The organism is Belliella calami, assembly GCF_022549695.1.
GTDB classification, from domain to species: domain Bacteria; phylum Bacteroidota; class Bacteroidia; order Cytophagales; family Cyclobacteriaceae; genus Belliella; species Belliella calami.
In genome coordinates this window covers 124,725-149,795 of sequence record NZ_JAKZGS010000009.1, presented here as the reverse complement: position 1 = coordinate 149,795, position 25,071 = coordinate 124,725, and the positions used below count along the sequence as shown (strand labels likewise).

General features: G+C 37.8%; 26 protein-coding genes and 1 other RNA gene. 8 read left to right on the top strand and 19 right to left on the bottom strand.

The genetic code is table 11. From position 1 onward, the window contains the following. Genes MM236_RS12330 through MM236_RS12320 form a run of 3 tightly spaced genes read left to right on the top strand, consistent with a single transcriptional unit; the run spans position 1 to position 3,269 of the window. Positions 1-645 carry an O-methyltransferase gene (locus MM236_RS12330; RefSeq protein ID WP_241275283.1) on the top strand — a complete coding sequence of 215 codons (645 nt, stop codon included), beginning with the start codon at positions 1-3 and terminating at the stop codon, positions 643-645. Continuing rightward, positions 642-2,252 carry a LysM peptidoglycan-binding domain-containing protein gene (locus MM236_RS12325; protein ID WP_241275282.1) on the top strand — a complete coding sequence of 537 codons (1,611 nt, stop codon included), beginning with the start codon at positions 642-644 and terminating at the stop codon, positions 2,250-2,252. The genes MM236_RS12330 and MM236_RS12325 overlap by 4 nt, the downstream gene beginning before the upstream one ends. Before the next feature lie 27 nt (positions 2,253-2,279). Further along, positions 2,280-3,269, top strand: a complete 990-nt coding sequence (locus MM236_RS12320) for a DUF3078 domain-containing protein (protein ID WP_241275281.1) — start codon at positions 2,280-2,282, stop codon at positions 3,267-3,269. On the opposite strand, the gene MM236_RS12315 is transcribed toward MM236_RS12320, so the two are convergent. The 4 genes from MM236_RS12315 to MM236_RS12300 form a co-directional block, all read right to left on the bottom strand. After that, the gene (locus tag MM236_RS12315) at positions 3,266-3,712 is read right to left on the bottom strand and encodes a DUF8439 domain-containing protein (protein WP_241275280.1); all 447 of its coding nucleotides are present in this window, start codon (positions 3,710-3,712) and stop codon (positions 3,266-3,268) included. The two genes, MM236_RS12320 and MM236_RS12315, sit on opposite strands and share 4 nt — an antisense overlap. 128 nt (positions 3,713-3,840) lie before the next feature. After that, positions 3,841-4,986 (bottom strand): DNA polymerase III subunit gamma/tau, encoded by a 1,146-nt coding sequence (locus MM236_RS12310; RefSeq protein ID WP_241275279.1) that lies wholly within the window; start codon positions 4,984-4,986, stop codon positions 3,841-3,843. A gap of 100 nt (positions 4,987-5,086) precedes the next feature. Next, positions 5,087-5,875, bottom strand: a complete 789-nt coding sequence (locus MM236_RS12305) for a DUF481 domain-containing protein (protein WP_241275278.1) — start codon at positions 5,873-5,875, stop codon at positions 5,087-5,089. Positions 5,876-6,018: 143 nt separating this feature from the next. Next, positions 6,019-7,191 carry a BT3233 family polysaccharide utilization protein gene (locus tag MM236_RS12300; protein ID WP_241275277.1) on the bottom strand — a complete coding sequence of 391 codons (1,173 nt, stop codon included), beginning with the start codon at positions 7,189-7,191 and terminating at the stop codon, positions 6,019-6,021. Positions 7,192-7,495: 304 nt separating this feature from the next. Between MM236_RS12300 and ssrA the strand changes: the two genes are divergently transcribed. Next, positions 7,496-7,904, top strand: a transfer-messenger RNA (tmRNA) gene (ssrA, locus tag MM236_RS12295). A 311-nt stretch (positions 7,905-8,215) separates the two neighbouring features. Here the strand turns inward: ssrA and MM236_RS12290 are convergent. From MM236_RS12290 to MM236_RS12260, 7 genes are all read right to left on the bottom strand, one after another. Continuing rightward, positions 8,216-8,752: a type II toxin-antitoxin system HipA family toxin gene (locus MM236_RS12290; protein ID WP_241275276.1), complete on the bottom strand. Its 537-nt coding sequence runs from the start codon at positions 8,750-8,752 to the stop codon at positions 8,216-8,218. A 21-nt stretch (positions 8,753-8,773) separates the two neighbouring features. Then, entirely contained in the window at positions 8,774-8,989 is a 216-nt protein-coding gene (locus MM236_RS12285; protein WP_241275275.1) for a helix-turn-helix domain-containing protein, read from the bottom strand. Positions 8,990-9,291: 302 nt separating this feature from the next. Then, positions 9,292-9,762, bottom strand: coding sequence for a cytochrome C (locus MM236_RS12280; protein WP_241275274.1), 471 nt, complete (start codon positions 9,760-9,762; stop codon positions 9,292-9,294). Between the two features lies 1 nt (position 9,763). Further along, entirely contained in the window at positions 9,764-10,990 is a 1,227-nt protein-coding gene (locus MM236_RS12275) for a sulfite oxidase (RefSeq protein ID WP_241275273.1), read from the bottom strand. Between the two features lie 165 nt (positions 10,991-11,155). Beyond that, entirely contained in the window at positions 11,156-11,851 is a 696-nt protein-coding gene (locus tag MM236_RS12270; RefSeq protein WP_241275272.1) for an ABC transporter ATP-binding protein, read from the bottom strand. Continuing rightward, positions 11,848-13,335 carry a DUF5687 family protein gene (locus tag MM236_RS12265; RefSeq protein ID WP_241275271.1) on the bottom strand — a complete coding sequence of 496 codons (1,488 nt, stop codon included), beginning with the start codon at positions 13,333-13,335 and terminating at the stop codon, positions 11,848-11,850. The genes MM236_RS12270 and MM236_RS12265 overlap by 4 nt, the downstream gene beginning before the upstream one ends. Before the next feature lie 155 nt (positions 13,336-13,490). Next, positions 13,491-14,756 (bottom strand): replication-associated recombination protein A, encoded by a 1,266-nt coding sequence (locus MM236_RS12260; RefSeq protein WP_241275270.1) that lies wholly within the window; start codon positions 14,754-14,756, stop codon positions 13,491-13,493. Between the two features lie 159 nt (positions 14,757-14,915). Between MM236_RS12260 and MM236_RS12255 the strand changes: the two genes are divergently transcribed. Both MM236_RS12255 and MM236_RS12250 read left to right on the top strand, forming a co-directional pair. Then, entirely contained in the window at positions 14,916-15,167 is a 252-nt protein-coding gene (locus MM236_RS12255; protein WP_241275269.1) for a type II toxin-antitoxin system Phd/YefM family antitoxin, read from the top strand. 13 nt (positions 15,168-15,180) lie between these two features. After that, positions 15,181-15,435, top strand: a complete 255-nt coding sequence (locus MM236_RS12250; protein ID WP_241275268.1) for a Txe/YoeB family addiction module toxin — start codon at positions 15,181-15,183, stop codon at positions 15,433-15,435. A gap of 139 nt (positions 15,436-15,574) precedes the next feature. On the opposite strand, the gene MM236_RS12245 is transcribed toward MM236_RS12250, so the two are convergent. The 8 genes from MM236_RS12245 to lpdA form a co-directional block, all read right to left on the bottom strand. Continuing rightward, positions 15,575-16,105 (bottom strand): TlpA family protein disulfide reductase, encoded by a 531-nt coding sequence (locus MM236_RS12245; RefSeq protein ID WP_241275267.1) that lies wholly within the window; start codon positions 16,103-16,105, stop codon positions 15,575-15,577. Positions 16,106-16,380: 275 nt separating this feature from the next. Further along, entirely contained in the window at positions 16,381-17,397 is a 1,017-nt protein-coding gene (locus tag MM236_RS12240; RefSeq protein ID WP_241275266.1) for a threonine aldolase family protein, read from the bottom strand. Between the two features lie 313 nt (positions 17,398-17,710). Continuing rightward, complete coding sequence (locus MM236_RS12235) at positions 17,711-18,670, bottom strand: glycerophosphodiester phosphodiesterase family protein (RefSeq protein ID WP_369415207.1); 960 nt, start codon at positions 18,668-18,670, stop codon at positions 17,711-17,713. Beyond that, complete coding sequence (locus MM236_RS12230; RefSeq protein WP_241275265.1) at positions 18,660-19,106, bottom strand: DUF2721 domain-containing protein; 447 nt, start codon at positions 19,104-19,106, stop codon at positions 18,660-18,662. Before MM236_RS12230 ends, MM236_RS12235 begins: the two co-directional genes overlap by 11 nt. A 100-nt stretch (positions 19,107-19,206) precedes the next feature. Next, the gene (locus MM236_RS12225; protein WP_241275264.1) at positions 19,207-20,277 is read right to left on the bottom strand and encodes a hypothetical protein; all 1,071 of its coding nucleotides are present in this window, start codon (positions 20,275-20,277) and stop codon (positions 19,207-19,209) included. A gap of 415 nt (positions 20,278-20,692) precedes the next feature. Beyond that, entirely contained in the window at positions 20,693-21,511 is an 819-nt protein-coding gene (locus MM236_RS12220) for an anti-sigma factor domain-containing protein (RefSeq protein WP_241275263.1), read from the bottom strand. Continuing rightward, on the bottom strand, positions 21,511-22,044 hold the full coding sequence (locus tag MM236_RS12215) for an RNA polymerase sigma factor (protein WP_241275262.1): 534 nt from the start codon (positions 22,042-22,044) through the stop codon (positions 21,511-21,513). The genes MM236_RS12220 and MM236_RS12215 overlap by 1 nt, the downstream gene beginning before the upstream one ends. Before the next feature lie 97 nt (positions 22,045-22,141). Further along, positions 22,142-23,542 (bottom strand): dihydrolipoyl dehydrogenase, encoded by a 1,401-nt coding sequence (lpdA, locus tag MM236_RS12210; protein WP_241275261.1) that lies wholly within the window; start codon positions 23,540-23,542, stop codon positions 22,142-22,144. Positions 23,543-23,734: 192 nt separating this feature from the next. Here lpdA and MM236_RS12205 point away from each other — a divergent pair, with 192 nt between their 5' ends. Then, complete coding sequence (locus tag MM236_RS12205; RefSeq protein WP_241275260.1) at positions 23,735-24,112, top strand: GxxExxY protein; 378 nt, start codon at positions 23,735-23,737, stop codon at positions 24,110-24,112. A gap of 116 nt (positions 24,113-24,228) precedes the next feature. Continuing rightward, the gene (gene fabG / locus MM236_RS12200) at positions 24,229-24,975 is read left to right on the top strand and encodes a 3-oxoacyl-[acyl-carrier-protein] reductase (protein WP_241275259.1); all 747 of its coding nucleotides are present in this window, start codon (positions 24,229-24,231) and stop codon (positions 24,973-24,975) included. Positions 24,976-25,071 lie beyond the last annotated feature (96 nt).

Below are 25,071 nucleotides of genomic sequence, written 5' to 3'. Positions count from 1 at the left end.
ATGGAATTTATAGCACCTGAGTTATTGGCATATTGCGAAACCCATACTTCGGAAGAAGATGAATTACTCCAGTATATCTCTCGGGAAACGCACACCAAAGTAATGATGCCAAGAATGCTCTCAGGACATCTACAGGGAAAAACCTTAGAACTGATCACCAAACTTTTGAATCCAAAAACAATTTTGGAGATCGGTACTTATACAGGTTATTCGGGAATTTGTATGGCTAGGGGCTTGGGAAAAGAAGGGAAATTGATCACTTTGGATATCAATGATGAAATTGCACCTATGGTGAGGGGATTTTTTGAAAAATCAGGGCTTGCGAATCAGATTGATTACCGATTGGGAAATGCCTTAGATCTTATCCCGCAATTGGAAGGGAATTTCGACATGGTTTTCATCGATGCCGATAAGGCAAACTATATCAATTACTACAATCTAATCATAGATAGAATGAATCCGGGCGGTGTAATATTGGCTGACAATGTCCTTTGGTCGGGTAAAATATTGGTGGAAGAAGGCAAAAAGGTGGACAAAGACACAAAAATATTGTTGGAGTACAATAAAATGGTACAAGATGATCCGAGAGTAGAAAACGTACTACTTCCCATTCGTGATGGAATCATGTTAGCGAGAAAATTATGAAAACAAACAATCTAAATTATATTTTCAACAACTTGTTTGTAATCTTACTATTGCTGCTGACTTCCAGCCATGCAATAGCACAAACACCCCAAGTCCCAAAGGAAATGAGGTTTGCTGACCTTACTTTGCGACTCAATGAACAAGCCAGAAGAGAAATCCAACTTGATGTCGATGCCCTTTACAGAAATCCAACCTATTTCAAAACGAAATTGGAAAGGGTCAATCTTTATATGCCAATAATCGAGCGAGAACTGCAGAAAGAAGGAGTTCCCACAGATTTGAAATACTTGGTAATCCAAGAGAGTAGCTTAATCGCAGATGCAGTGTCTACTTCCAATGCAGTAGGTTTTTGGCAATTCAAAAAAGGAACGGCTGAAGAGGTTTTTCTACGTGTTGACAGTCAGATTGATGAAAGAAAAAACATTGTCTCCTCCACACAAGGTGCTGCTAGATACCTAAAGAAAAATAATGCTCAATTCAACAATTGGATGTGTGGGCTTGTCGCATACCAAATGGGTTTGGGAGGTGCAAAATCATACTTCGGCACGCAATACAATGGCAAAAAGGTAGTAGAACTTGACAGAAATACCCATTGGTATTTCAAGAAATTCCTAGCCCACAAAGTTGCTTTTGAAGGAAATAACGTTCAGTTAGTATCGAACACTGGCTATCTTGAAGAAATTAGTATCCAAGGCCCCACCACACTCAAGGCTGTAGCTTCTCGACTCAATGTATCCGAAGACCATCTAAAAGAATATAACAAATGGACAAGCAAGGGCTCCATCCCAGGAGACAAGCCTTATTCGATAATTTATCTAAAAAGTGGATTGACACCAAGACCTGCTATTTCGGAAGCTACCTCAGCTGCACCTGCATCCGAGATCAACTACCAAGACACTAGGTACAGCCAATCATTAAGACAGGCCACTACCTATCCAAAGGTATCCGGAAACACTGCCAAAGCAACACAACCAAACCAAATTTTGGTCAATGATATTGAGGCTGTACAAGCTGCTGCCAGTACTACGCAGGATGAGTTTACCGACCAAATCGGCATGAGAACTGGTAAATTTCGTCGAATCAATGATTTGGACAAAAAAGAACCTGTAAAAGCTGGAGAATACTATTACACAGCACAAAAGAGTACAAAAGCAGAAGCGGAAATCCATGTTGTAAAAAAAGGGGAAACTTTGTGGTCTATTTCCCAAAAGTATGGTATTAAACTGGCTGCACTCAAAGCAAAGAATAGAATCAGAGCCGACAATCACTTGGTGCCGGGTATGGTTTTGAACCTTCAAGAACATAGAAAAAGAAGCGAGGACATTAAGATCCTTCCACTTAACCAACAAAACATTGCCAATAAACCTGTGACAACCCAGCAGGCCATCCCTACAAGCAATCCTCAAACACAAACAAGTCCTCCAGTAAACCAAGAAGTAAATAAGAGCCCTGAAAATTCAAGAATTGTACATACAGTGATCAAAGGGGAAAATCTATTTAGGATTAGCCAAAAATATGGTGTAAGAGTAGAAGAAATCAAAAAATGGAATAATCTTAACAATGATAATATTCAGCTTGGGCAAAAACTGACGATTTATAGACCATAAATCACAAAAGTCAAATATATTTGAATCATGATCAGAAAGCTGTTTTTAATTTTATTTGCTTTGTTCGCTTTTACAGCACAAAGTCAGGCTCAAGATGACATCCAACTTGCTGATACCCTCATCATCAATGGTGAAACCATCATTATGCTTGGCGACTCGGTGATAATACTTAGAGCTGAGCAACCTAAATATTGGAAGAAAGGTGGGAATTTTAACCTTAGCATTCAGCAAGTGAGCTTGACCAATTGGTCTGCAGGTGGAGCCAGCAATATGGCTTTGAATACAGGCGTGAATCTTTTTGCGAATTTCCAAAAAGATAAAAAAATATGGGACAACAACCTTACAGTCAGCTTTGGCTTCAATAGACAAAGTGACAGGAGATTTGCCAACAGAAAAACAAACGACAACTTTGTTTTTATCAGTAAATATGGACGCGAACTCACTCCCAAATGGTACCTTTCTACACAAATAGATGCAAGGACACAGTTACTCTCAGGGTACAGATACTTTAGGCCTAGTGGAGCCGAATTGGATGCTAGAACAAAAATATCAGACTTATTCGCACCGGCTTATATACAATCGTCAACGGGGTTGAACTATAAAAGGGAAATGAAAAACAATGATAAAATCTCGGTGATTGGATCTCCATTTACTGGAAGATTTACGATTGTCATGGATGACTCCCTTAGCCGCGCAGGAGCTTTCGGAGTGATACCTGGAGAAGTGGTCCGGGCAGAAGCAGGTATGTCTGTGACTTCATCGACCGACATTCAGATTCTCGAGAATATAAGATGGAAAATGGATCTCAACCTTTTTTCCAATTACGAAAAGTTAGGGAATCTGGTCGTAAACATGAACTCTGTTATCAGCATGAAAGTAAACCGATTCATTACAACCCGTATTGAAACTATATTGATCTATGATGAAAGAGTCTTGATCACGAGGTCTGACGAGACTAAAGGACCTGCCATTCAGGTTCAAAACTTGATCAATTTTGGGATTGGCGTGGATTTTTAGAAATCTGTCTCTAACCCAAATTTCCGCTGCAACTCTCGCAAAGCACCATGCTTCTCCAAAAGGTAATTCAGCTTGTCTGAAGATGTGTAAAGTCTCTTGCCTTCTGGCACGGCATCTTCTTGTATTTGTGCAGAGATGGTCACATTGTAATTATTCAACCTTCTCCTGATTATATTCATTACGACAGGTCTGTTCTTCGCAAAAATATCTTCCTGAATCTCTCCATTCAGAAAAAATGTGATATGCTCACCTTCCAGTTTATGGGGTTGTTTGAGGACTGTCACTTCTAGGTTTTTATGGTCTTTTTTATATTCCTCGACCATTTCATGTAGGACATTCTTCAGTTTATTTTCATCAAAAACTTCCGCAAGCTGATTGACTTCCTCTTTGATATCAGGCTCTACTACTTTTGATTCTTGGACGACTGGCTTTTCAGCTGCCATTTTTTTGGCATCCTGAATAGATGAAGGTATTGCAATGGTTTTTTGAACTGGAGACTTTTTTGCACCAAAAGGATTCGCTGCTTCTTTGATCGAACTTGGCGCTGGTGCAGTGGTTTCAGACTGAGCTGTTAGGCTTTTTTTTTTGTGTCTTCTTGAGCCAATACTGCGAGTGAAATCGCCTGATTCAACTTAGCCAGCTTCATCAAAGCCAATTCCACATGCAATCTTTGATTTTTACTGGCTTTATAGTGAATATCGCATTGATTACAAATATTCATCGCAGACAGTAAAAAAGATAAAGATGTCTCTTTTGATTGTTTCAAATAGCGCATTTTAGCACCCTCTGAAACTTCAATAAGCTCTACTGTAGCTTCATCCTTGCAGACCAACAAATCACGAAGATGCTCATTGAGCCCCACGATAAAGTTATGTCCGTCAAATCCTTTTTTCAGGATTTCATCAAAAATCAATAAAGTTTGGCCTATACTTTCAGCGATAAGCGCATCTACGACTTTGAAATAATAATCATAATCAAGAATGTGAAGATTAGAAATCGTCTCTTGATATGTCAGTTTATTCCCTGCCGAATAGGTGACGATCAGATCAAAAATCGACAAAGCATCACGCAATGCTCCATCAGCCTTTGTAGCAATCAGCCTTAAGGCTTCATCTTCATATTCAATTTTTTCTTCCGAAGAAATATAGGTCAAATGCTCAGCAATGTCCTTGATTTGGATTCTGTTGAAATCAAAAATCTGACAACGTGAGAGAATCGTAGGTATTATTTTATGCTTTTCAGTAGTCGCCAATATAAAAATAGCATACTTGGGAGGCTCTTCCAAAGTCTTCAAAAAAGCATTGAAAGCCTGATTTGAAAGCATGTGAACCTCATCAATAATGTACACTTTGTACTGACCTTGTTGCGGTGCATAGCGGACTTGCTCGACTAGATTTCGAATATCATCCACGGAGTTGTTTGAAGCAGCATCCAGTTCATGCACATTGAAGGATGCGTTGTTGTTGAAAGCTTTACAAGAATCACATTCATTGCACGCTTCAAAATCAGCTGTCAGATTTTCACAATTGATGGTTTTTGCCAAAATCCTCGCACAGGTAGTCTTCCCAACTCCTCTTGGCCCACAAAACAGAAATGCCTGCGCCAAATGATTGTTTTTGATCGCATTTTTCAAAGTAGTAGTTATATGGCTTTGGCCTACTACACTTTTGAAATTGGAAGGTCTATACTTTCTAGCTGAAACAACAAAATTTTCCATCCCTGCAAGATATAAAATTATTGGAAACTAGCCTTTGGTGGAAGCATATTTCGGTTATAAATTTTAATCAATTCTCTGATTATGTGCCCAATTAAATTTTTTAAAAATTTATTGAGAGACCCGTTTTGAAAGCATAGATCACATTGGTGATTGGCACAACAGGCCTATCTTCATAAGATATTTCAAAAGTGTTGGTGATCGAAAATTTTTCATTCAGTCTTGTATTGAGGATAGTCGAATTGCTGATTCTGTTTCTAAAACCCGAAATACTTCTGTCATAACCAACTTGATAATAATTGACCATGTTGAAATCTACAAAGTCGTTGATCGTTGCCCTGAATGTGACGTAATTAGAACTTTTGAATAGGCTCAATTCAACAAAGTCGTCGGAATTCGGAACCTGCCATTTTTCAAACTCATACATCCCACCTATTCCAAATAACAAGGTAATTTTATCTGTCTTGACAAAAGTATGCCTTACAGAACCACCAGCAATCCATCTTGGATCCAACCCTCGGAAATTATCAAATGAGTATTGGATGAATGTTTCATAATTGGTGGTATTCTCTCTTAAAAAATTAACCCTTCCATGCATCATCCCAAAATTTAGAAAATCAGAATCATTAATTTTCAAATAATCAAACTTTGAAATAAACATAAAACCATGTTTACCGGGGTAATATAAAGCATTTACATCTAAATTGTATCCAAAAAGGTTTACAGGATCGTCTGCAGCAGCACTTCTGTTATAAACATTCAGACCAGCTACGGCTTTGAACATAAAAACTTTTGAAGTGTCTTTTTCAATCCTTGACCTTTCGATGTTCAAAATCTGGGCTTCTGTCGCTAGTGGCAAGAATAGAATTGCCAAAAAGAGTAATTTTCTCAAAACTTGTTTTTTTTTTGATTTGCAAAGGTTTCAATTTTAGAATGGCTATGCAAGGAAAAGTGAAGTTAGATGAGTCAATTTCACTTTCCTCTAAGGCTGCCATCTAAAAAACTATCCCAACAGCCATAGCAAATAATTGAAAATCAATCCAAAACTTCAATCACAGGTTTATTTTTGAGTCTATCTGAAAATTCCGAGAGGTATTTTTCCCACTCAGTTATGCTGGTAATCTCACCTGCTTGATCCCATGCAAAGCCTGCATAGTATGTAAAGCTATCATTTCTTGGTTTGACATGAACCAACAATTGACTTTGATCTACATAATCGGTGATATGCTCTTTGTAACCTTCAATAGGGTCGACGACGACAATAGCAGTTCCGATTTCCGTTCCAGACATAGGTTCCCATTGCGCAAAATAACCTTTGTCAGTATTCACGAAAATTTCTCCTTTTTTATCATGTAATGTGATGCCAGCTGTAAGATAAGGCAACTCTTTTCCATCTGCCTCTTCAACCTTGATTTCATATTTGGAAAAATTGCTACCCAAATCTATGCTGATAGTCTTTGTTTCTTTGATTTTCAAGTCTTTTGCATCATAAGGTGCATAATGGAGTTTGAAAACTGTCCTCAATGGACCGTTTGCTAAAATTTCATAATCTGTAAAATTCACTGCTGCAAAAAGCGTATCTCCTGCCCAAAACCCCGAACTCCCTACACCACGGCTACTTCCTACATGGTAAAAATCAGCACCCTCTCCATCGTCTTTGTGATATGTCCCAGAAGTATTCAACTCTTTGTCATACCATTTGTCTATAATCGGATAATTCACTTTTTTGTGCCATGCATCTATTCCTGAAGATAAAGTCCCTCCACTTTTACCTTCCAAAACCAAATCCCTGGCATTGGGTCCATAAGTTCGGAATGCTACCTTGTCATTTTCCCAAGCAAAATCATCTGTCCTTTCGGGCACAAATCTGGAAAAAGTACTAATGTCTGGTTTGCTTTGCGGTTCATTATTCGTAGAAATCAAAATAATCTTTTCTTCTCCAGCCTCAAATCCGAGCCCTAACAACAACTCGTCCCCCGCCCATTGGTAAGTAATTAAAGCATCACTGTCCATTTCAACCACACTTAAATTCTCTTCAAAATTTTTGTCAAACAACTCTGGCAAATCTTCTTTCGTCAGGCTGATTATTGCCATAGGCTGTGCCACAGAGCTACTTACTTTGATTTTAAATCTTTGTTCTTTTTGTCCGCAAGACAGAACCAAAATCAACAAGAAAAAAGACAAAATAAATGGGGTGGTGTTTTTCATAGTGAGGATATTTGAGGCCTAAGATAGCAATCCCAAAAATTGATCACAACCATTTTTGATAAGAACATACGGATAGATTTTTTTATGGTACGCTGTATTATGTACAATGTTCAAAGTACGATGTACGAAGAATCTTCCAAACCCAGGAACTACCTAACCTTCAAACCTTGTAACTTTACAACATTCAAACAAAACATAAACTTTTTAGCAGTTCCCAATTTTTTAATTTTTCAATCTTACAATCATAAAATCGATAGCAGGAACTTTATTTCCCTTATATTTGTCATCCTAATTGGAAAACAATGGGGCTGACCGGTTTTGACAGTAGGTGTAAGGATCGGGCTCGCATGTCAGGTGGAGTATGTACGTCTGTGAATAATTCATACGAACCATAATTGGCGAATCTAATTACGCCATGGCTGCCTAATCTATCCCTTACGGGAAATAGATAACGCTTAAAGGGTTGAGCCTCGATAGAGATTCCCCGGCCACATCTCGCAACCTTTCGTCCTTTCGAGGTTGATTCTGAGGTGTCGAAATGTTAGGACTAGTGTCTGTGATACTACTAAGCAGATGCGAAAATCTAGTAGATAAGTGATATGTAGGTGTGTCATCCAGCAGCATATCGTCGAAAACCCAACAGGTGACTAAACATGTAGACGGTACGGTGTTTCCCTATCTGGACGCGAGTTCGAATCTCGCCAGCTCCACAACCTAAACTCCCTGAATCCCCCGAAACTTTTTGAGCTTTCGGAGATTCAGGGAGTTTTTTTATTGACATTTTGGTAAATAAAAGATGATTTTCAATCAATTCTGATTAACCATTCACTAACCTGAGATAGGTCCAATAAAAGAAAAATTTAAGGCCTTGAGCTTTTCCTTATAGGTTTGAAGATAAATATTTTTGGCTTCTTCATTTAAAAAACTCCTTTTCACCAATGACTGAACTTCTGGTTTTTCGGATGAAAACCCACTCATTATTTTTAAAACCCTCTGTTTCAAAACTCCGATTTTTATCCCAAATTCATAGAAAGTCATCATAGGCATAGAAAGCATTCGCTTCATAACTTTCTGTATAATAATCATTCTTAAACAGCCCACCTTTTAATGCAAGTTCCGGATCATTAACATGAAGCCTCGTATTGATAAGGTCATAAGCGGGACTCAATTGGTAATCACCTGCTTTTGTTTCCAAAATGCTGAAATTTTTTAAATGTGCATCTCCATTGGAGAATAGGAAATTGAACAACAACAATCTGTAGAAGTTTTCCAATGCTATTGGAGCTGAAGGCACATATTGTTTGATAAGATCTGCTATACCTTCATAACTATAATTGTATTTAAATTCATCCCCATTAGTTTGCTTTGTCTTTCCTGCAAGACTCGCAAAATCTTCCATTCCCAATTTCTTCCCATTTTTCAAGACATCAAATCTTTTCGTCATATACGCGGGCTCTCCATTTTGAAAAAATACAAGTGCATTTTCCGCAGTTTTTATCCCATACAACTGCTTGGCTATTTGCATAGTCAAATGTTCATTCGCAGGAACTTGATCCACCATTTCGAAACACATTTGCCTGTTTCATCGATCATTTATTTTTTTTAATCCTATCGAAATTTCCAACCCTAGAATATCACCTATTTTTTTAAGCACTTTTACGGAAGGATTCGCCACTCCTCTTTCTATTTTGTATAAGGTGTTTATACTGATACCTGCCATCTCTGCCAAATCAGGCTGAGTGACTTCCAGCATCTTTCTACGCTCTCTTATATAAATTCCAATCTCTTGAATTGTCATTATAATGTGATTTTCAATAAAAATAGACAAAACTGAATTAAAAATCAATAAAAAATCACATTATAATATGAAAATCAATTCGGAATTAAAAATGTTCAATCCCATCTGGGCTTGTTGTTTCCTGTATCATCATTATTCCCCGGGTTGCGACCCAGGGCTCCGTCACGGCCAAGTATTCAAGGTTTAACCCGTCATCCGTCGGGACAGGTCCATAGGGGTTGATTACATTTTGTCTTGAATCTTGTGTCTTCTATCTCCTATCTAATCTCTAGCTTCTAGTCTCTCGCATCTCGTATCCATTTTCACTCTAAACTATACCATTCCACTTCCAGTGGCATTCTACGTCCTTGTGCTTCTGGAGCGAAATGGGTAGAAAGATAGTCAACGATGGCATCTTCATTCTCTCCCAATTCCCAAAACCCTTGTGTTTCCTGCATCCAGCGAATCACTTGTATCCATCCTTCACGGGTGAATCTATTCTGGGTAACGAGCTTTGCAGAATGACAGTTGGTACAATTAGCCAAAACCAATTGAAGCCCTTCTCCTTCGACCAAACCCACTTCTTCCAATTTCTCAGGTGTCCATTCATCTTGAAAGGCTTCATTAATCTGTTCTGAATTTCGAGATTTTTCTTTGGCTAGCCAGCCTTGTACCAAGTCAGGCTGGTATTGTAACATCAAGACAACTCCAATGGAAGAAAGCACCAAAAAAAGCAATAAAAAACCCAAAATTGACACAAATCGGATCATTCTCTTAATATCCTCTTCTTTCATTTCAGCTTACTTTTACGGCTATTCTGTGACAAGCATTGTTGAGGTAACCTTTTGGGTTCCACCCAGGAACTACCATAGGTTGACTATTTCCATTTTCATCAGTTGCCATCACCCAAATTTCATAATATCCCTTTTTTGGGAATTTGATATTTGTCTGAAAATGCTGCCAAGCAAACCTATTCACTGGCTTGTCAAGATTGCAAGATTGCCAAGTGGCACCAAAATCTATTGAATAGGCAACTTTACTTACTTCTTCCTCACCTGCCCAAGCATGCCCTCTAATTTCAAGTGTTTTGCCTATAGAAAACTCTGCTCCAGATTTAGGATGGGTGATCAAAGATTTGACGGGCATGGATTCTATGATTCGCATGTTTTCGGCAGCCGTTTGTGTACCGGGCTCAATGGGCTCTATCGGAACTCTGTAAGATGGTGATTCCATCTTTGCTCCATCATGTACTATATTCCTTACAGAAATAGCTTTTAGCCATTTTCCCGATGCTGAAGCTGGATAACCACCTGCGACTAATCTCAAAGGATAACCATGAGCCATTGGGATTTCTTTACCATTCATCTGAAAAGCCAACAAAGTCTCGTCTTGCATGGCCTTTTTGATTGGAATTCCTCTCGAAATGGCTTCTTTTTTTGGATCACCACTAAGATGAGCATCTACGCCATGATATCCAATATAGACTGCATCCTTTTTGATACCCACATCTTCTAAGAGATCTTTCAACCTGATTCCGGTCCACAAAGCACAGGAAACCGCACCTTGCCCCCATTGATTTCCTTCTGTAGGTGGATAAAATTCCCCTCTCCCATTACCACCACATTCCAAGGTAAGTTGGTAGGTGTAATTTTTGAATTTATTTTTCAATTCGGAAAGCGTATAGCTTTTTTCCTTTTGTACCGACTCCCCTTTTAATGTCAATGACCAAGTGGAGATATCAATTTTATCAGGAATTGAACCATTGTTTCTGACAAACATTTTGTCTGCAGGGGTAACCTTATCATCAAGCAAGTGAATGGGAGTCTCAATATTCCATGGCCGGTCATTGAGTACCTTCAGAGCAGAATCTTTACCAAATGCCTTTAGGCTATCTTGCTCTTCAAGGAAAACAGGTATATAATCTTTGGGCAAATTCTTCGCGAATACAATTTCCGCTCCCAAAGCCGAAGCCAAAGATGCCAAAGTGATTTTTTTGATAAATGCTCTTCTTTCCTTTTTCACAAATGATTCAATTGAGTATTGAAAATTAATGCAAAGGGAGACCTTATCCAAAATACCGGTCTGAAAAGTGTTAAGTTTCAAAGCGAATGATGACTTGCTAGAAAAACAAAAGAGATTTACCAGTCCAGCAAATCTCTTTTTCAATTTCTCAAATTCTAATTTACATCAAGTCCCAAAATATTCATTCAACTCTCCGACCATCAAAGACTTATCCTTAAGATCTTTGATTACTTTACCTTTTTCCAACAAGACTATTCTTTCGCAAATATCTGTTACGTGATTCAAGTCGTGACTGGAAATCAAGAAAGTGATTTGGGAAAGCTCTTTTTCCTGAAGAATCAATTTTTTCAGTCTATTCTGTGAACTTGGATCCAGGTTTTCAAAAGGTTCGTCAAGCATGACTACCTGTGGGTTTCCCATCATAGCTGCTGCGACACCAACCTTTTTGATATTCCCTTTTGACAAATCTCTCAAATACTTTTTCTTTCCTCTGATTTCATCGTTGAACAGCTCATCGAATTTGGCAAGGTGAAGCGCCAAATCCTCCACAGACAGTCCATATATCTTTCTTAAAGTTTCGAAATACTCATCTGCCGTCAGGTAAGACAAAAGCATGTGTTCGTCAAGATAAGCGCCAACTTTGGATTTCCAATCTTCTGATTTGCTTACATCTTCTCCATCGATAATTACATTTCCGGAAGTGGCACGTACCAAGTCAAGAATAATCCTGAAAAGTGTAGTTTTACCTGCACCATTATTACCCACCAAACCAAAACATTCTGATTTTGGGATTTCTAATGTCTCAACATCCAATACAACAATATCTTTGTATTTTTTCTGAAGGTTAGTTATTGTGATCATAATTCTTGTCTAAATGCGGATGAAATTTCATATCTGTTTTTTAATACTTTATTAACAGGAAAGGAAGATAAATATGGTCCTGCTATAATACCAATGACCCCAGTAATTCCCAGCGCCAACAATCCAGCATATTGGTTGATCAATAAGGCAAAAGGAAAATATACTACATAAGGCCCCAAGAAAATCGGAAGCATCATCAGAAACTGTGCGATTCCAACACCTTCATAATTGAATATAGCCCCTTTGTTGAGATCCATAGGTTTTGGTTTCCAAAGCGAAAGATAGATCACCAAATGGATGACTACTCCCATATTGAATAAGAAAGTGGCTAGGTGGATCAATAGTATTTCCCAACCGAAATAAACATAAGGAACAGATGCCAAAAAACAAAATGCAGAAGTGGCCACAAAAAGCAAGTACTTCCCTTTGACCAATGCCTCCACTCCTCCTCGTTTATTGAGGAAGAAATCAAAATTTGCGGAATTCCAACTCAAGAAAAGCTGACCATATTGCAACATGAAAATGCTTGTAATAAATGTCCCAACAAATACAAACATGTGACTAAATCCATCAACGGACTTATAGAGGGGATTGGTATAAAATATCAATCCATACAAAAGAAAGAAGCCAGCCAACATGAGATAGGTTCTGCTCTTTTTATGCCTAATGATCAATTTCCACTCTAAATTTGCAAGCTCACCAGCCAAACCAAAACGGTCAAAAATCCCAAAATTTGAATTGACAAACCTAACCTCTTCTTCTTTTGCAAGATCTTCGAGGTATGCATTTTTGGTATAAAAGGAATATGCAAGCCAATACATACCGATGCACAAGCCAAGCAAACATGCCACTGGAATAATTGACGTCAATGAGTAGTCGAAAAATGGCTTAATCAATTCTCCCAAATTGAACCATCCATAATAACTAGATCCAACTCCTAATAAAATCACTGCAAAGGTGACTATCAAGCCTATAAAGCTATCTTCAAATTTTTGCTTGAACCACAACATAAACCAATGAAGTGACCAGCTTGCAAGTAAGATGGAGAACAACCAAGTCCACGCACCTTGACTTCCATATTCTGGTGCAATTACCCTGAATGCGAAAGGTGTAAAAAGTAGCAATGCTATCAACGATAATGGAGACACAAATGATCTTCCCAAAAGGAAATTGATAATCCTACTTTTCTTTATAGGTAAATGCAAGAAGCGCTCAAGTTCAATTACTGGAAGCTTTTGGGTGAAATACCTGATCATAAATTCAAATAGAAAAAAGTAAATCAGGTATGAATTCAACACGCTGAGTGTGTCTGTTGTCTTGAAAACCTCCTCTATCACCTCTTTCAGTACCAAGCCTAAAATCAGTAAATAAGAAAGAAGCAATACTGCCAAAAACCCAAGAAAAACAGCCACCAAAACCGATTTGGCAAAGGAAGTGGATCGCATGGTTTTTGTCAATTCCAATTTGATTAGTTGTAGCATCATAGGCTTTGATATCAATGATTAATAGACATTAAATATTTTTACCATTCAAGATAGAATAGATTTTTAATTATTCTATAGAAATCATGAAAGAGTTACTTAAAATCAATAATTTGAAACAAAAAATCGAAAAGGTAGATGAATTCAAGTTTCTTTAATCAATATCCATACTTCCCTTTCCACTTTGAATTCAGGTATTTTCTTAGCTCATTTTCCCTTGCATTATTCCCGGGATCATAAAGCTTGAGGTTTTTGATTTCTTCTGGCAAAAACTCCTGAGCAACAAAATTGCCTTCGTAATCATGTGAATATTTGTATTCTTTGCCATAATTCAAATCTTTCATAAGCTTGGTAGGCGCATTGCGAAGATGAAGCGGGACAGAAAGGTCTCCTTTTTCCCTTACCAATGCCTGGGCTTTGTTGATAGCCATATAAGAAGCATTGCTTTTTGCAGAGCTTGCCAAATATGTCACACATTGTGAAAGAATGATTCTTGCCTCAGGATAACCGATGATTTTCACTGCATCAAAACAGTTGGTTGCCAAAAGCAATGCATTGGGATTTGCGTTGCCAATATCTTCAGAAGCTAAGATAACCAATCGTCTTGCGATAAATTTGACGTCCTCCCCGCCTTCGATCATTCTGGCAAGCCAATAGACTGCAGCATTCGGATCTGATCCCCTGATAGACTTGATAAATGCAGAAATGATATCATAGTGCTGCTCACCAGACTTATCATAAAGTGCTACTTTTTGCTGGGCTATCGTAGTCACGATTTCATTGGTAAGGACACATGGATCTTCATTGATTCCTTCTATGACAATTTCAAAGAGATTCAATAATTTCCTCCCATCACCACCAGAAAGTCTCAGTAAAGCTTCGGTTTCCCTTAATTCTACAGTTTTTTTCTTGAGGAAAACATCCTTTTCCAAAGCCTGAATCAACATTGCCTCCAATTCGGGTTTCCCGAGAGGATTTAACGTAAACACCTGACATCTTGACAACAAAGCAGCATTGACCTCAAAAGAAGGGTTCTCGGTAGTGGCACCGATCAACCGAATCACCCCCTTCTCTACCGCTCCAAGCAATGCATCTTGCTGAGATTTATTGAAGCGATGGATTTCATCTATAAAAAGCACTACACCCATCTGGAACCTGGCTTTTTCTATCACCTCCCTGATATCTTTTACTCCTGAACTAATAGCGCTCAAAGTATAAAAAGGCGCTTTGATTTCATTGGCAATGATGTTGGCAATGGTCGTTTTCCCTACCCCAGGAGGTCCCCAAAGTATCAAAGAAGGTACATTACCACTTTTGATAGCTTTATGCAAAAAGGATGTTGGCGCCGAAAGATGCTCTTGGCCAATAAGGTCTTCCAACCTAATTGGACGCATTCTTTCTGCTAGTGGGGTGTTGTTTATCATTTGAATGGTGAAATTTGAAACTGAAAATTAACAATAAGTATAGACAATGACAGTATATTTCCCCAAGAAAGAAAAGTTATTCCAACTTTTAAAATTCAACATCGTACAAGAAGTTGTACAATGAAAAATTATTACTAAATTTACTTAAACTTGAATGTTATGGAAATTACAACTTACTCAAACTTCAGACAAAACTTGAAGTCCTTTTTAGATAAGGTTTTCATCAACCATCAACCATTGTTTGTCACCAGATCAAACGGAGAAGATGTGGTCGTATTGTCCAAATCAGATTATGATAGCATGCAGGAAACTTTTTATTTGTTGAAAAGTCCTAAAAATGCAGGACGCTTACTAAAGGGTATTGAAGAATTTGAAAAAGGATTAGGAGAAGAAAAAAGTCTCGTAGAATAATTATCTCAGGCCTATGAAAATAATTTTTTTGAGTACTGGATGGGAGGACTATCTTTTTTGGCAGCAGACCGACAGAAAAATCCTTAAAAAGATCAATGAACTGATCAAAACTTCAATGAGAACACCTTTTGAAGGGACTGGAAAGCCAGAGCCCCTCAAGCATGACCTTTCTGGATGGTGGTCGAGAAGGATCAACCTTGAACACAGATTAGTTTACAAAATTGAAAAGGAGTCTATCTACATTCTCCAGTGCAGATACCATTATTGACCTGATACTCAGTAAAACTTTAATTGAAATTACTATAAAAGTTTAATGCAGTTCAAACAATTCATTTGATAGTGTTCATTTGTTTTAAAAACAAGAAAGTTAACAACCATTGAAGAACAATTTTAAGTAAATTAGTGACTCATTCTTTAACCGCTTTCTCTATTTCCTCACGAAATAATTCCAAATTACTATAATGTGGAACCATGGGAGACCCGATGTATTTGGCAACAAGAACTCCATCTTTAACAATAAAATGACTTGGTGAAATTACGACCCTATATTTCTCCAAGATTTCTTTTCTAGGAACACTCACCTGTAGATAACCATAATCTCCATTCCTCTCCAGATATCTTTGGATTTTATTCGGACTACTCATTGCCAAAGCAATAAAAACTACGCTGTCATTGTCTTTATATTCTTCAGTAAGCTTTGCTAGATATGGCTCTTCTACTTTACAACCACTACAACCAACAAACCAAGTATTGATTACTACGACTTTGTCGGAATAAGAACCTAGCGCGACCTTCTCTCCATCCAATGTTTCATATTCGAAATCTGGAAACATACTGCCAACTTCTGGCCCCTGATCTTCTATTTTTATTTTCTGAGCGGAGGAAAAATGGCTATGAAGAAAAAAAGCCATGGATAAAATTAAAAATTTGATTTTCATTGGTAAACAATTTGATTTTTTTGGTAACTACTGTTTTAAGCCAAAAGCTGAATTTAAGGAACGTTACTTTTTGAAAAACACCTGATTTATAGTTAAAATCCATTGTGTAAGAGACAAAAATATCATGTACAAATCAGAAAATCCAATACTTTCAATTAAACTTTGGCGCAATTATTTGACTTTTGACAGCTTGCTGACATGAAAGACCTTTGAATGTGCAGCGGCACAATCAAAGGTCTCTGCATAACATGTATCCAATATCGCAAAGTAAATATCTAATCAATATCTTTTATTCTTTCCCCAAAACGTTCCAGCATCTCATCATTAAAATCAAGATGGGTAACAAACCGAATTTGATCTTTGCCGAATTTAACAGCTTTTATACCTTTTTCTTCCAGTTTTTGAAGCATATCGGTTGGCGAAATTCCAGATAGTTTGGCAATCACTATATTGGTCATTACTGGAAACACTTCCGAAATCAGAGCGTGACCCTCCAACATTTTCCCCAACTCCCTTGCTCTCGTATGATCTTCCTTGAGTCTATCTACATGATGCTCCAATGCATAGATAGCTGCTGCCGCCAAAAAACCTGCCTGACGCATTCCTCCACCGAAAGATTTTCTTACTTTTCTTGCCCGCTTGATTTCTGCTTTGGTTCCTAAGAGTACCGAACCTACAGGGCAACCCAAACCTTTGCTCAAACAAATAGAAATGGTATCAAACATAGCACCCCAATCTTTTGGACTTTCATTTGTCTCTACTAAAGCATTGAACAAACGTGCGCCATCAAGATGCAGCTTCAAACCATGCTGATCACATATAGATTTGATTGGTTTGATCTCTTCCAAAGTGTAAATACTTCCACCTCCTTTGTTCATGGTGTTTTCCAAAGAAATCAAGGTCGTCTCTGCGGCATGCACGTCATCAGGGTTGATGGAATCCAATATATCTTGAGGGCTGATTTTCCCATACTTGCCATCAAGCAATTTGACAGAGGCATGGGAATTGGACATAATACCTCCACCTTCATAAAGATATATATGGGAGTATTTGTGGCATATCACTTCCGTCTGCAAACCTGTATGTAGGCGAATAGCGATCTGATTTGTCATCGTACCTGATGGACAAAACAATCCCGCTTCCATGCCAAACATCCCTGCTAGTTTTTCTTCCAACGTATTCACTGTTGGGTCTTCCCCAAAAACATCATCCCCAATCTCTGCTGCCCACATGGCTTGGAGCATTCCTTCGGTGGGTTTGGTAAGGGTATCTGATCTTAAATCGATTATCATATTTTTTTTTTAGAAATGAGTTATGAGAAGTGAGAAACAAGACCTAGTCTCACGTCCTAAAATTACTTGACACTTTTTTTATTGATTTCTCTTTATTTCCAACAGCCATTCAATTGCCTCCCGATAAGGATGCGGGACAGGCTTTTCAGGGCAGAAATAAACATATCTTTTTATCCTAGCATAGGGTTGCAACCCTATGCTAATGTTAAAAGCCCTTTCTGGGCAAGTCTTGCATCCTGCTTCTCGTTTCTCTGACACTTGTATCTTATGTCATATTGTTGTCTCAAATCTCATATCTTGCGTCTAGTGTCTATTATTTAAAGTATTTCATTTTAGAACTCTCCTCAGGAATCAATCCCTTAATCGCCTCAGCGGCCTCTATAGGTCTATCAGTAGCTAGGATATCTGCACCTTTTTGGATGAATTCTGCGTAAATCTGATCCCCTCTGGCAATAGCACTGCGATCCAAATTCCCCAAAACTCCAAGAATCGTAAAAACACCTTTTTCATGAAGCATTTCATTGAATTCCTGCGTTCTTTCGGAAGTCCCCGTAAATGCAATCCATCTGTCATTAGGGATACCTGATTCTTCAAATCTTTTAAGTTCTTCTTCATTTCTGATGGTAACGGAAAGCATTACATCTGGATGAAGTTTATGGATAATTCTTGCCGCGTCTACGCTATAGGTGATTACCGCTGCATAAGGTTCTGCTTTTTGCTTTTTTATCTCTTCTATTATCATTTCAAAAGGAACTTCTCGTTTTACATCCACTGTCAGTAAGGCTTTCCCCTTAGACCATTCCAAAGCTTCAGCAAATGTAGGAACTAAAAAACTTGTCTCCTTGCCATCCAGATCTACCAGATTCAGTGATTTTATTTCTTCATAAGTGAAATCGCTGACTTTACCTTTGCCTGTGGTCGTTCTATCTAAAGTATTGTCATGCATTAGCACCAAAATAGAATCTTTGGTAATAGCCACATCCAATTCTATAATCGAAGGGGTATGATTGATCACATTCTGAAAAGCTTCCAAAGAATTTTCCGGAAAGCCTGAATAGGGTCCACCCCGATGGGCTGAGACCATTGGGATCCTGTCCGCTGTCCAAGAATAGAATGTTTTTGCCTCATCAAATGAAACCACTTCAATCCTTTTTTCGCCTTGTGATTCGTTAGGATTTTTTCCTTCTGAGATATTCTGACTAGAAGGATTACAAGAAATCAGGAACAGCCCTATAAAAAGGGTCAATAACAATCGGTACTTTTTATTCATCATTTTTATCTTTTTTAAACCAAAACCCACTGGATCTATTCTGAAATAAAGTCTCCATATCCTGTAGCTCAAGGTTGAGCGCTTGAGTAGAAATCAATATTTCAACCAAAGAAATCCCTAGGGAAATCAACAAAGCCAACATACTTCCAATAAACACATAATTGGCTGCAGGCTGAGTTTCAATGAAAATCAAGTACATACAGATCACGCAAAGCAAGAAGCTCAACACCCCGCATAGTTGCATATATTTAATCATACTCAAGCGTCTTTTGAGATTGTGAATTTGCTCAATGATGATCTTTTCATCAGGGTTTTCGAGGTATTTTTTGTGAAGCCCACGAATCAGGCTAGCAACGGCCAAAAATCGATTTGTAAATGCCAACATCATCAAAGTGATGGCCGAAAACAAAAGTGCGGGAGTCGAAAGTTGGAGTTCCATAAATCTTTTAAATTTGAAAGTCCAAGTTGGGGAATATCCGTTAAAAAAGAAAACCGAAGGAAATTCCTTCGGTTTTCTTTTTTCAAATGGTTGAGAATATTTATTTCATAACCGCCAAATTGATATATTTCTCATCTTTGGTCACCATTGCAGCATCTAAATAAACCAGTTTTTCACCTGATACTCCTATAAATTCACCAAATTCATATAAGTCTATATGATTTTTTTGAACACTCCACTTCTCTTCTTCTAAATCTAGTTGATAAAGGGAGCAAAACACTCTATAAAATTCATTCTGCTTATTATCTTTTATTGCAAAAAACAAATACAACTTCCCTCTTTCTACAATCAAATTACTAACTCTAGCTGAAACCTGACGTTGTTCAATTGGTATTAAATGAGGATCAAACTTTTTAGGGATTCCAATCAGATCTAATTCCATATAATCATTTAACGGCAGAGAAATTGATTCAAATGTTTCAAAATCCCCTCTTAAATCGTAAACTCTAATATATTTTTCAAAAGGAAAACAGATATAAAGTTTTTCGTCATAAATATCAAAAGAATAATAATTACTGGGTACAAAATGACCTTTTGGATGAGTCATTTGTTTTGGGTATAGGATCACCCTTTTTATCTGTTTCCCCACAGCATCAAACACTCCCATAAATTCACCTGCCTTCTTGTAATATTCAGCATCTAACAAGGAAGTTTCGGCTGCATTGAGTTCAATATAGAAATGATCTTGGTACTTTTTAAACTTCCCTCCAAACACAGGAACAGAAGTACTTTCGTCTAAACCTAAATTGATGGCTTTAACAAATTCTTTATCATCAAAATTGTAATGGTAAACCATTTTTCGCTTACTTTCCAAAAGATAGATATCAGGAAAGTCAGTGGCATCAAATGTTGAGAAAATCAATGATCTTCTAGGATCACTTAAAGTGTTGACAAAGTCAATTTGTTCGCCATTCTTTAAATTATAAATAGAAATACCTGAAAATCCCCCAACAGAAACGATAATGGAATCAGATACTAATTGAGACTTTTCAGGCTTTTGGAAAAACCCTAGTTTATCATTTACCACCTTTACATCTTCAACATTCAAGTCAAACTCATCAAAATCAATTCGATCATCATCCTTAACGTTACAAGACAAAAACCCAATCAATGAAAAACAGAAAATACAGCGCTGTATCATAAAATTAGTATTTAAATATTGATCAGATAACTCTACTCCAATTCCACAAATTAATTACCGATCTATTTCACTTAAAATTCCAAAATCGGAAATTTAATCATAATCAATCTGAGGACTTTATACATCTCCATGTACAGAAAATCAAAATAACTCCACACTATAGAATAGAGGTTATCCTTGTACAGAAATTAATCCCAGTCCAATTACAATTCCTAAGATATGATCGTGAAACCCAATCGGAAGGTCTTGTGATTGGAACAAGTATAGAAAAAAAGTAACGATCACTAATTTTTTTTTAATTTTTTAACAAAAATTAGTTTTCAGAATCCATAAAAAAACCGATCGAATGATCGGTTTTTTTATTTTATTATTGAATATAAACTATTTAAGCCACAGGACCCAACACAACCAATTTCTCCAAAGTTGGGCTTTCACTGCCTCCTTTTGGTTCTATGGTGATGGCAAAGGCTCCAGCTGCAGCTACTGCTTGCATTTGTTGCAGGCTGAATTTCTGATCTGCGTTGACCAAGCCAATCCCTACAGGCCCATCGTCACCGATTGCCCAAAGTTGGTAATCTGAGTTTTCATCCAGCTCATTCAGTGTATTGACGGAAATAAACACGCTTTCTGCACCTCTATCCCACCACACATCTACTTGTGCATCTTTCTGCATTTCAAAACCATCTCCTTTCATAGGTACTCTTTCAAAGTTCCCAGTAAGAAGTGTCTCTAACTGCGCATCTGTCTGTTCGTAGTTGACTTTATATTTATCCAACTCTTCAGCCAAAACGGCTCTTTCATTTACCATTGCTGTGAATTTTTCATCCACATCATAATAACGCGTCGCAAAATAAACCGCAAACACTGATGCCACTACTGCTACAATCGAAGCTGCTGCCGCATAAGTTTTCCATGGTTGCATTGCAACTGTTCTTGTCACTTCTTTTGGAGTTTCCTGAGACTTAGAGATTGTTTTTACCTCTTTATCCCAAGTATCCAAAACCCTTTCTTTTACAGAATCAGATGGAGCATGTCCTAACACATTGTCAAAAGCAAACATGGCCTCTTCTATCTGCTCAAGTTCTTTCTTGATCTCAGGATATTGCTCAGCCATTTTCATGACTTCTTCCTGCTCCCTCACACTCAAATCTCCTAATACAAAGAGTTCGAGTTTTCCAGACGATATATATGCTTGTATATCCACTAAATTTTCTCTAAGTTCTTTTTTAACACATTTACAGCGGCTCGAATCCGTGATTTGACTGTACCCAAAGGAATATCATATTCTTCCGATACTTCAGAATGTGTATAACCTTTAAAGTAAATACATTCAACCACAAACCTTTGTTCCTCGTTGAGGGCGGTCAAGAGCTCTTTGACTCCAATCCCATCCACAAGCTCCAAGGTGCCCGATGCGCTTTCTAGTCCATATACGAAATCATCTATCGTATTGGTCTTACTGCTCTTAGAAAATTCTTTAGACCTGGTCTTGTCTATCGCAGAATTACGGCAGATATTTGCCATCCAAGTATAAAGCCTTCCCTTCGATTCATCATAGCCGTCAATTTTTCGGGTTATCTTAATAAAAGCATCGTGGAATACTTCCTCCGCAATGTCTTTATCAATGATAATCCTGGAAATGACAGCAAAGAGTGCTCTTGAGTATTTATCATACAAATACTCCACCGTCTTGCGGTCTTGCACTCTAAGTCCATTAATCAACTGTTCTTCTTCCAAAAGATACCTTTTATATTGTTTTCATTTTGTTCTAAAAAGAAAGCACAAGACAATAAATCCGTCTTGTGCCTATAATATTATAATTTATTCTTAGAAATTACAAATGAATCACTTCTCCATATGCCGCAGCTGCTGCTTCCATCACTGCCTCTGACATGGTCGGATGTGGATGAACTGTCTTGATCAGATCCATTCCTGTAGTCTCCAGTTTCCTAACTGCAACGATCTCAGCGATCATTTCGGTTACATTGGCACCTATCATATGTGCACCAAGCAGCTCCCCATATTTTGCATCAAAAATTAATTTTACAAATCCATCTTTGGCACCGGCAGCAGAAGCTTTTCCAGATGCAGAGAATGGGAATTTACCAACTTTCAATTCATACCCAGCTTCTTTGGCTTGCGCTTCTGTATATCCAACAGACGAAATCTCAGGAATACAATAAGTACAACCCGGGATATTGTTATAGTCAAGTGCCTCAGGATGGTGTCCTGCAATTTTCTCTACACAAATAATCCCTTCGGCCGAAGCAACGTGTGCCAATGCAGGCCCAGCTACTACATCTCCGATTGCATAGTAACCTGGCATATTTGTTTTGTAGAACTCGTCAGTTTTGATTTTTCCTTTTTCTACCAAAATACCAACATCTTCCAATCCGATGTTTTCCACATTTGACACAACACCTACGGCAGAAAGTACTACATCGCACTCAATTGTCGATTCGGCTCCTTTTTTATCCTTTACAGTTACTTTGCAACCTTTTCCTTTTGTATCTACTGCTGTCACTTCTGTGCTTGTCATGATTTTGACACCAGCTTTTTTGTAGATTTTCTCCAAGGCTTTGGATACTTCCTCGTCTTCGTTTGGAACAATCCTGTCCAAAAACTCAACGATCGTAACTTCCACTCCGATTGAATTATAAACATAAGCAAACTCAACCCCAATAGCACCTGATCCTACGACTACCATTTTGGTAGGCTTAGTATCCAAAGTCATAGCCTTTCTGTAGCCAATGATTTTTTCATTGTCAATCTTCAAAGCAGGAAGTTCTCGAGCTCTACCACCAGTAGCGATGATGATATGGTCAGCAGCATAGGTAGTCTTCTTACCGTCCTTGTCCTCAACATCTACTTTCTTACCTGGCTGAACTTTTCCCCAACCTAAAAGTTGGTCTATTTTATTCTTTTTAAGCAAAAATTGTATTCCTTTGGACATTCCTCCGGCTACATCCCTGCTTCTTTTGATCATGGCATTGAAATCTACTTCTGCATCTTTCACTTTGATGCCATAATCTTCAGCATGGTTGATATATTCAAATACTTGTGCACTTTTGATCAATGCTTTGGTAGGAATACAACCCCAGTTCAAGCAAATCCCGCCCAATTCGGCAGCTTCTACCACTGCGGTTTTGAGACCCAATTGGGATGCACGGATCGCCGCTACATACCCTCCAGGTCCAGAACCCACTACAATCACATCATATTTCGTTGAAGACATATTTTTAACATTTTAATTTTCAAATAAGCTATGCAAAAATAAGCTTTTTAAGGAGAGAAAAAAATTAAGAACTGTGTAATATTGTTGCACGCAGAGCCGCAAAGAAAAAGTGTTTTGATAATAAATGTCAAGTTCAGAAATATTTTTATAAATTCATGGTGAAAATTTTTCTATGACTCAAATCTAGGTTTTATGAGTGAAAATGAAATTTCTAAATCAATTTTAGATTCGTGCTATCTAATACACACTAACCTTGGCCCGGGGTTATTTGAGAATGTATATGAAAACATCTTGTACTTTGAACTAAAAAATAAAGGATTAAAAGTAGAAAGGCAAACCCCAATTGAAGTCAGATGGCGAGGTTTGATATTTGAGAATGGATTTAGGGCAGATTTGATTGTTGAGGACAAAGTACTGATTGAATTAAAGTCTGTAGAATCTCTTTCAAAAGTTCATTACAAACAGTTATTGACGTATTTAAAATTGACGAACATTAAACTAGGCTTATTAATTAATTTCAATGAAAACCTAATTAGAGACGGAATAAAACGAGTAGTCAATGGTCTTTAAATTCATCCTGGTTCTTATGATTTCCATTTAACAAAGCGCCTTTGCGTCTCTGCGTGCTAAATAAATTTTCATTATTTTTGGACTTTAATCATAAACAAATTCAAAGAAAATAAACCATGGGATTATTAAGCGGGAAAACAGCTCTGATAACGGGAGCGTCAAAAGGTATAGGAAGAGCGATAGCTATCAGATATGCTCAGGAAGGAGCAAATGTGGCATTCACTTATTTGTCAAGTGTAGAAAAAGGCCAAGCTTTGGAAAATGAACTGGCTGCTTTTGGCATCAAAGCCAAAGGATTCAAGTCCGATGCTTCCAATTTTGCTGCTGCTGATGAACTTGTAAATGCTGTAGTTGCTGAGTTTGGAGCTTTGGATATCCTTATCAACAATGCAGGCATCACTCGTGACAATTTACTTATGCGAATGACCGAAGATGCATGGGATGAAGTGATCAACGTAAACTTAAAATCCTGTTTCAATACTGTCAAGGCTGCTACCCGAACCATGATGAAAGCCAAAGCAGGCTCTATCATTAACATCACTTCTGTAGTCGGAATCAAAGGAAATGCAGGCCAGGCAAATTATGCTGCATCCAAATCTGGAATAGTAGGCTTTACTAAATCAGTTGCTTTGGAATTGGGTTCTAGAAATATCCGTTGCAATGCTGTGGCTCCAGGCTTCATAGAAACAGAAATGACGGCTGTGTTAGATGAAAAAACCGTCCAAGGCTGGAGAGATGCCATTCCAATGCGACGTGGCGGTCAACCTGAGGAAGTGGCAAATGCATGTGTTTTCTTGGGTTCAGATATGAGTTCTTATATTTCAGGTCAAGTGCTGCAAGTAGATGGCGCGATGTTGACTTAATTATAGAATTTAGATTGTAGATTGTAGAATTCTGATTGAACTCTTCGGTTTTCGAAATTTAAAATGTTGAATATTGAATTCCGAACTACGAATTAT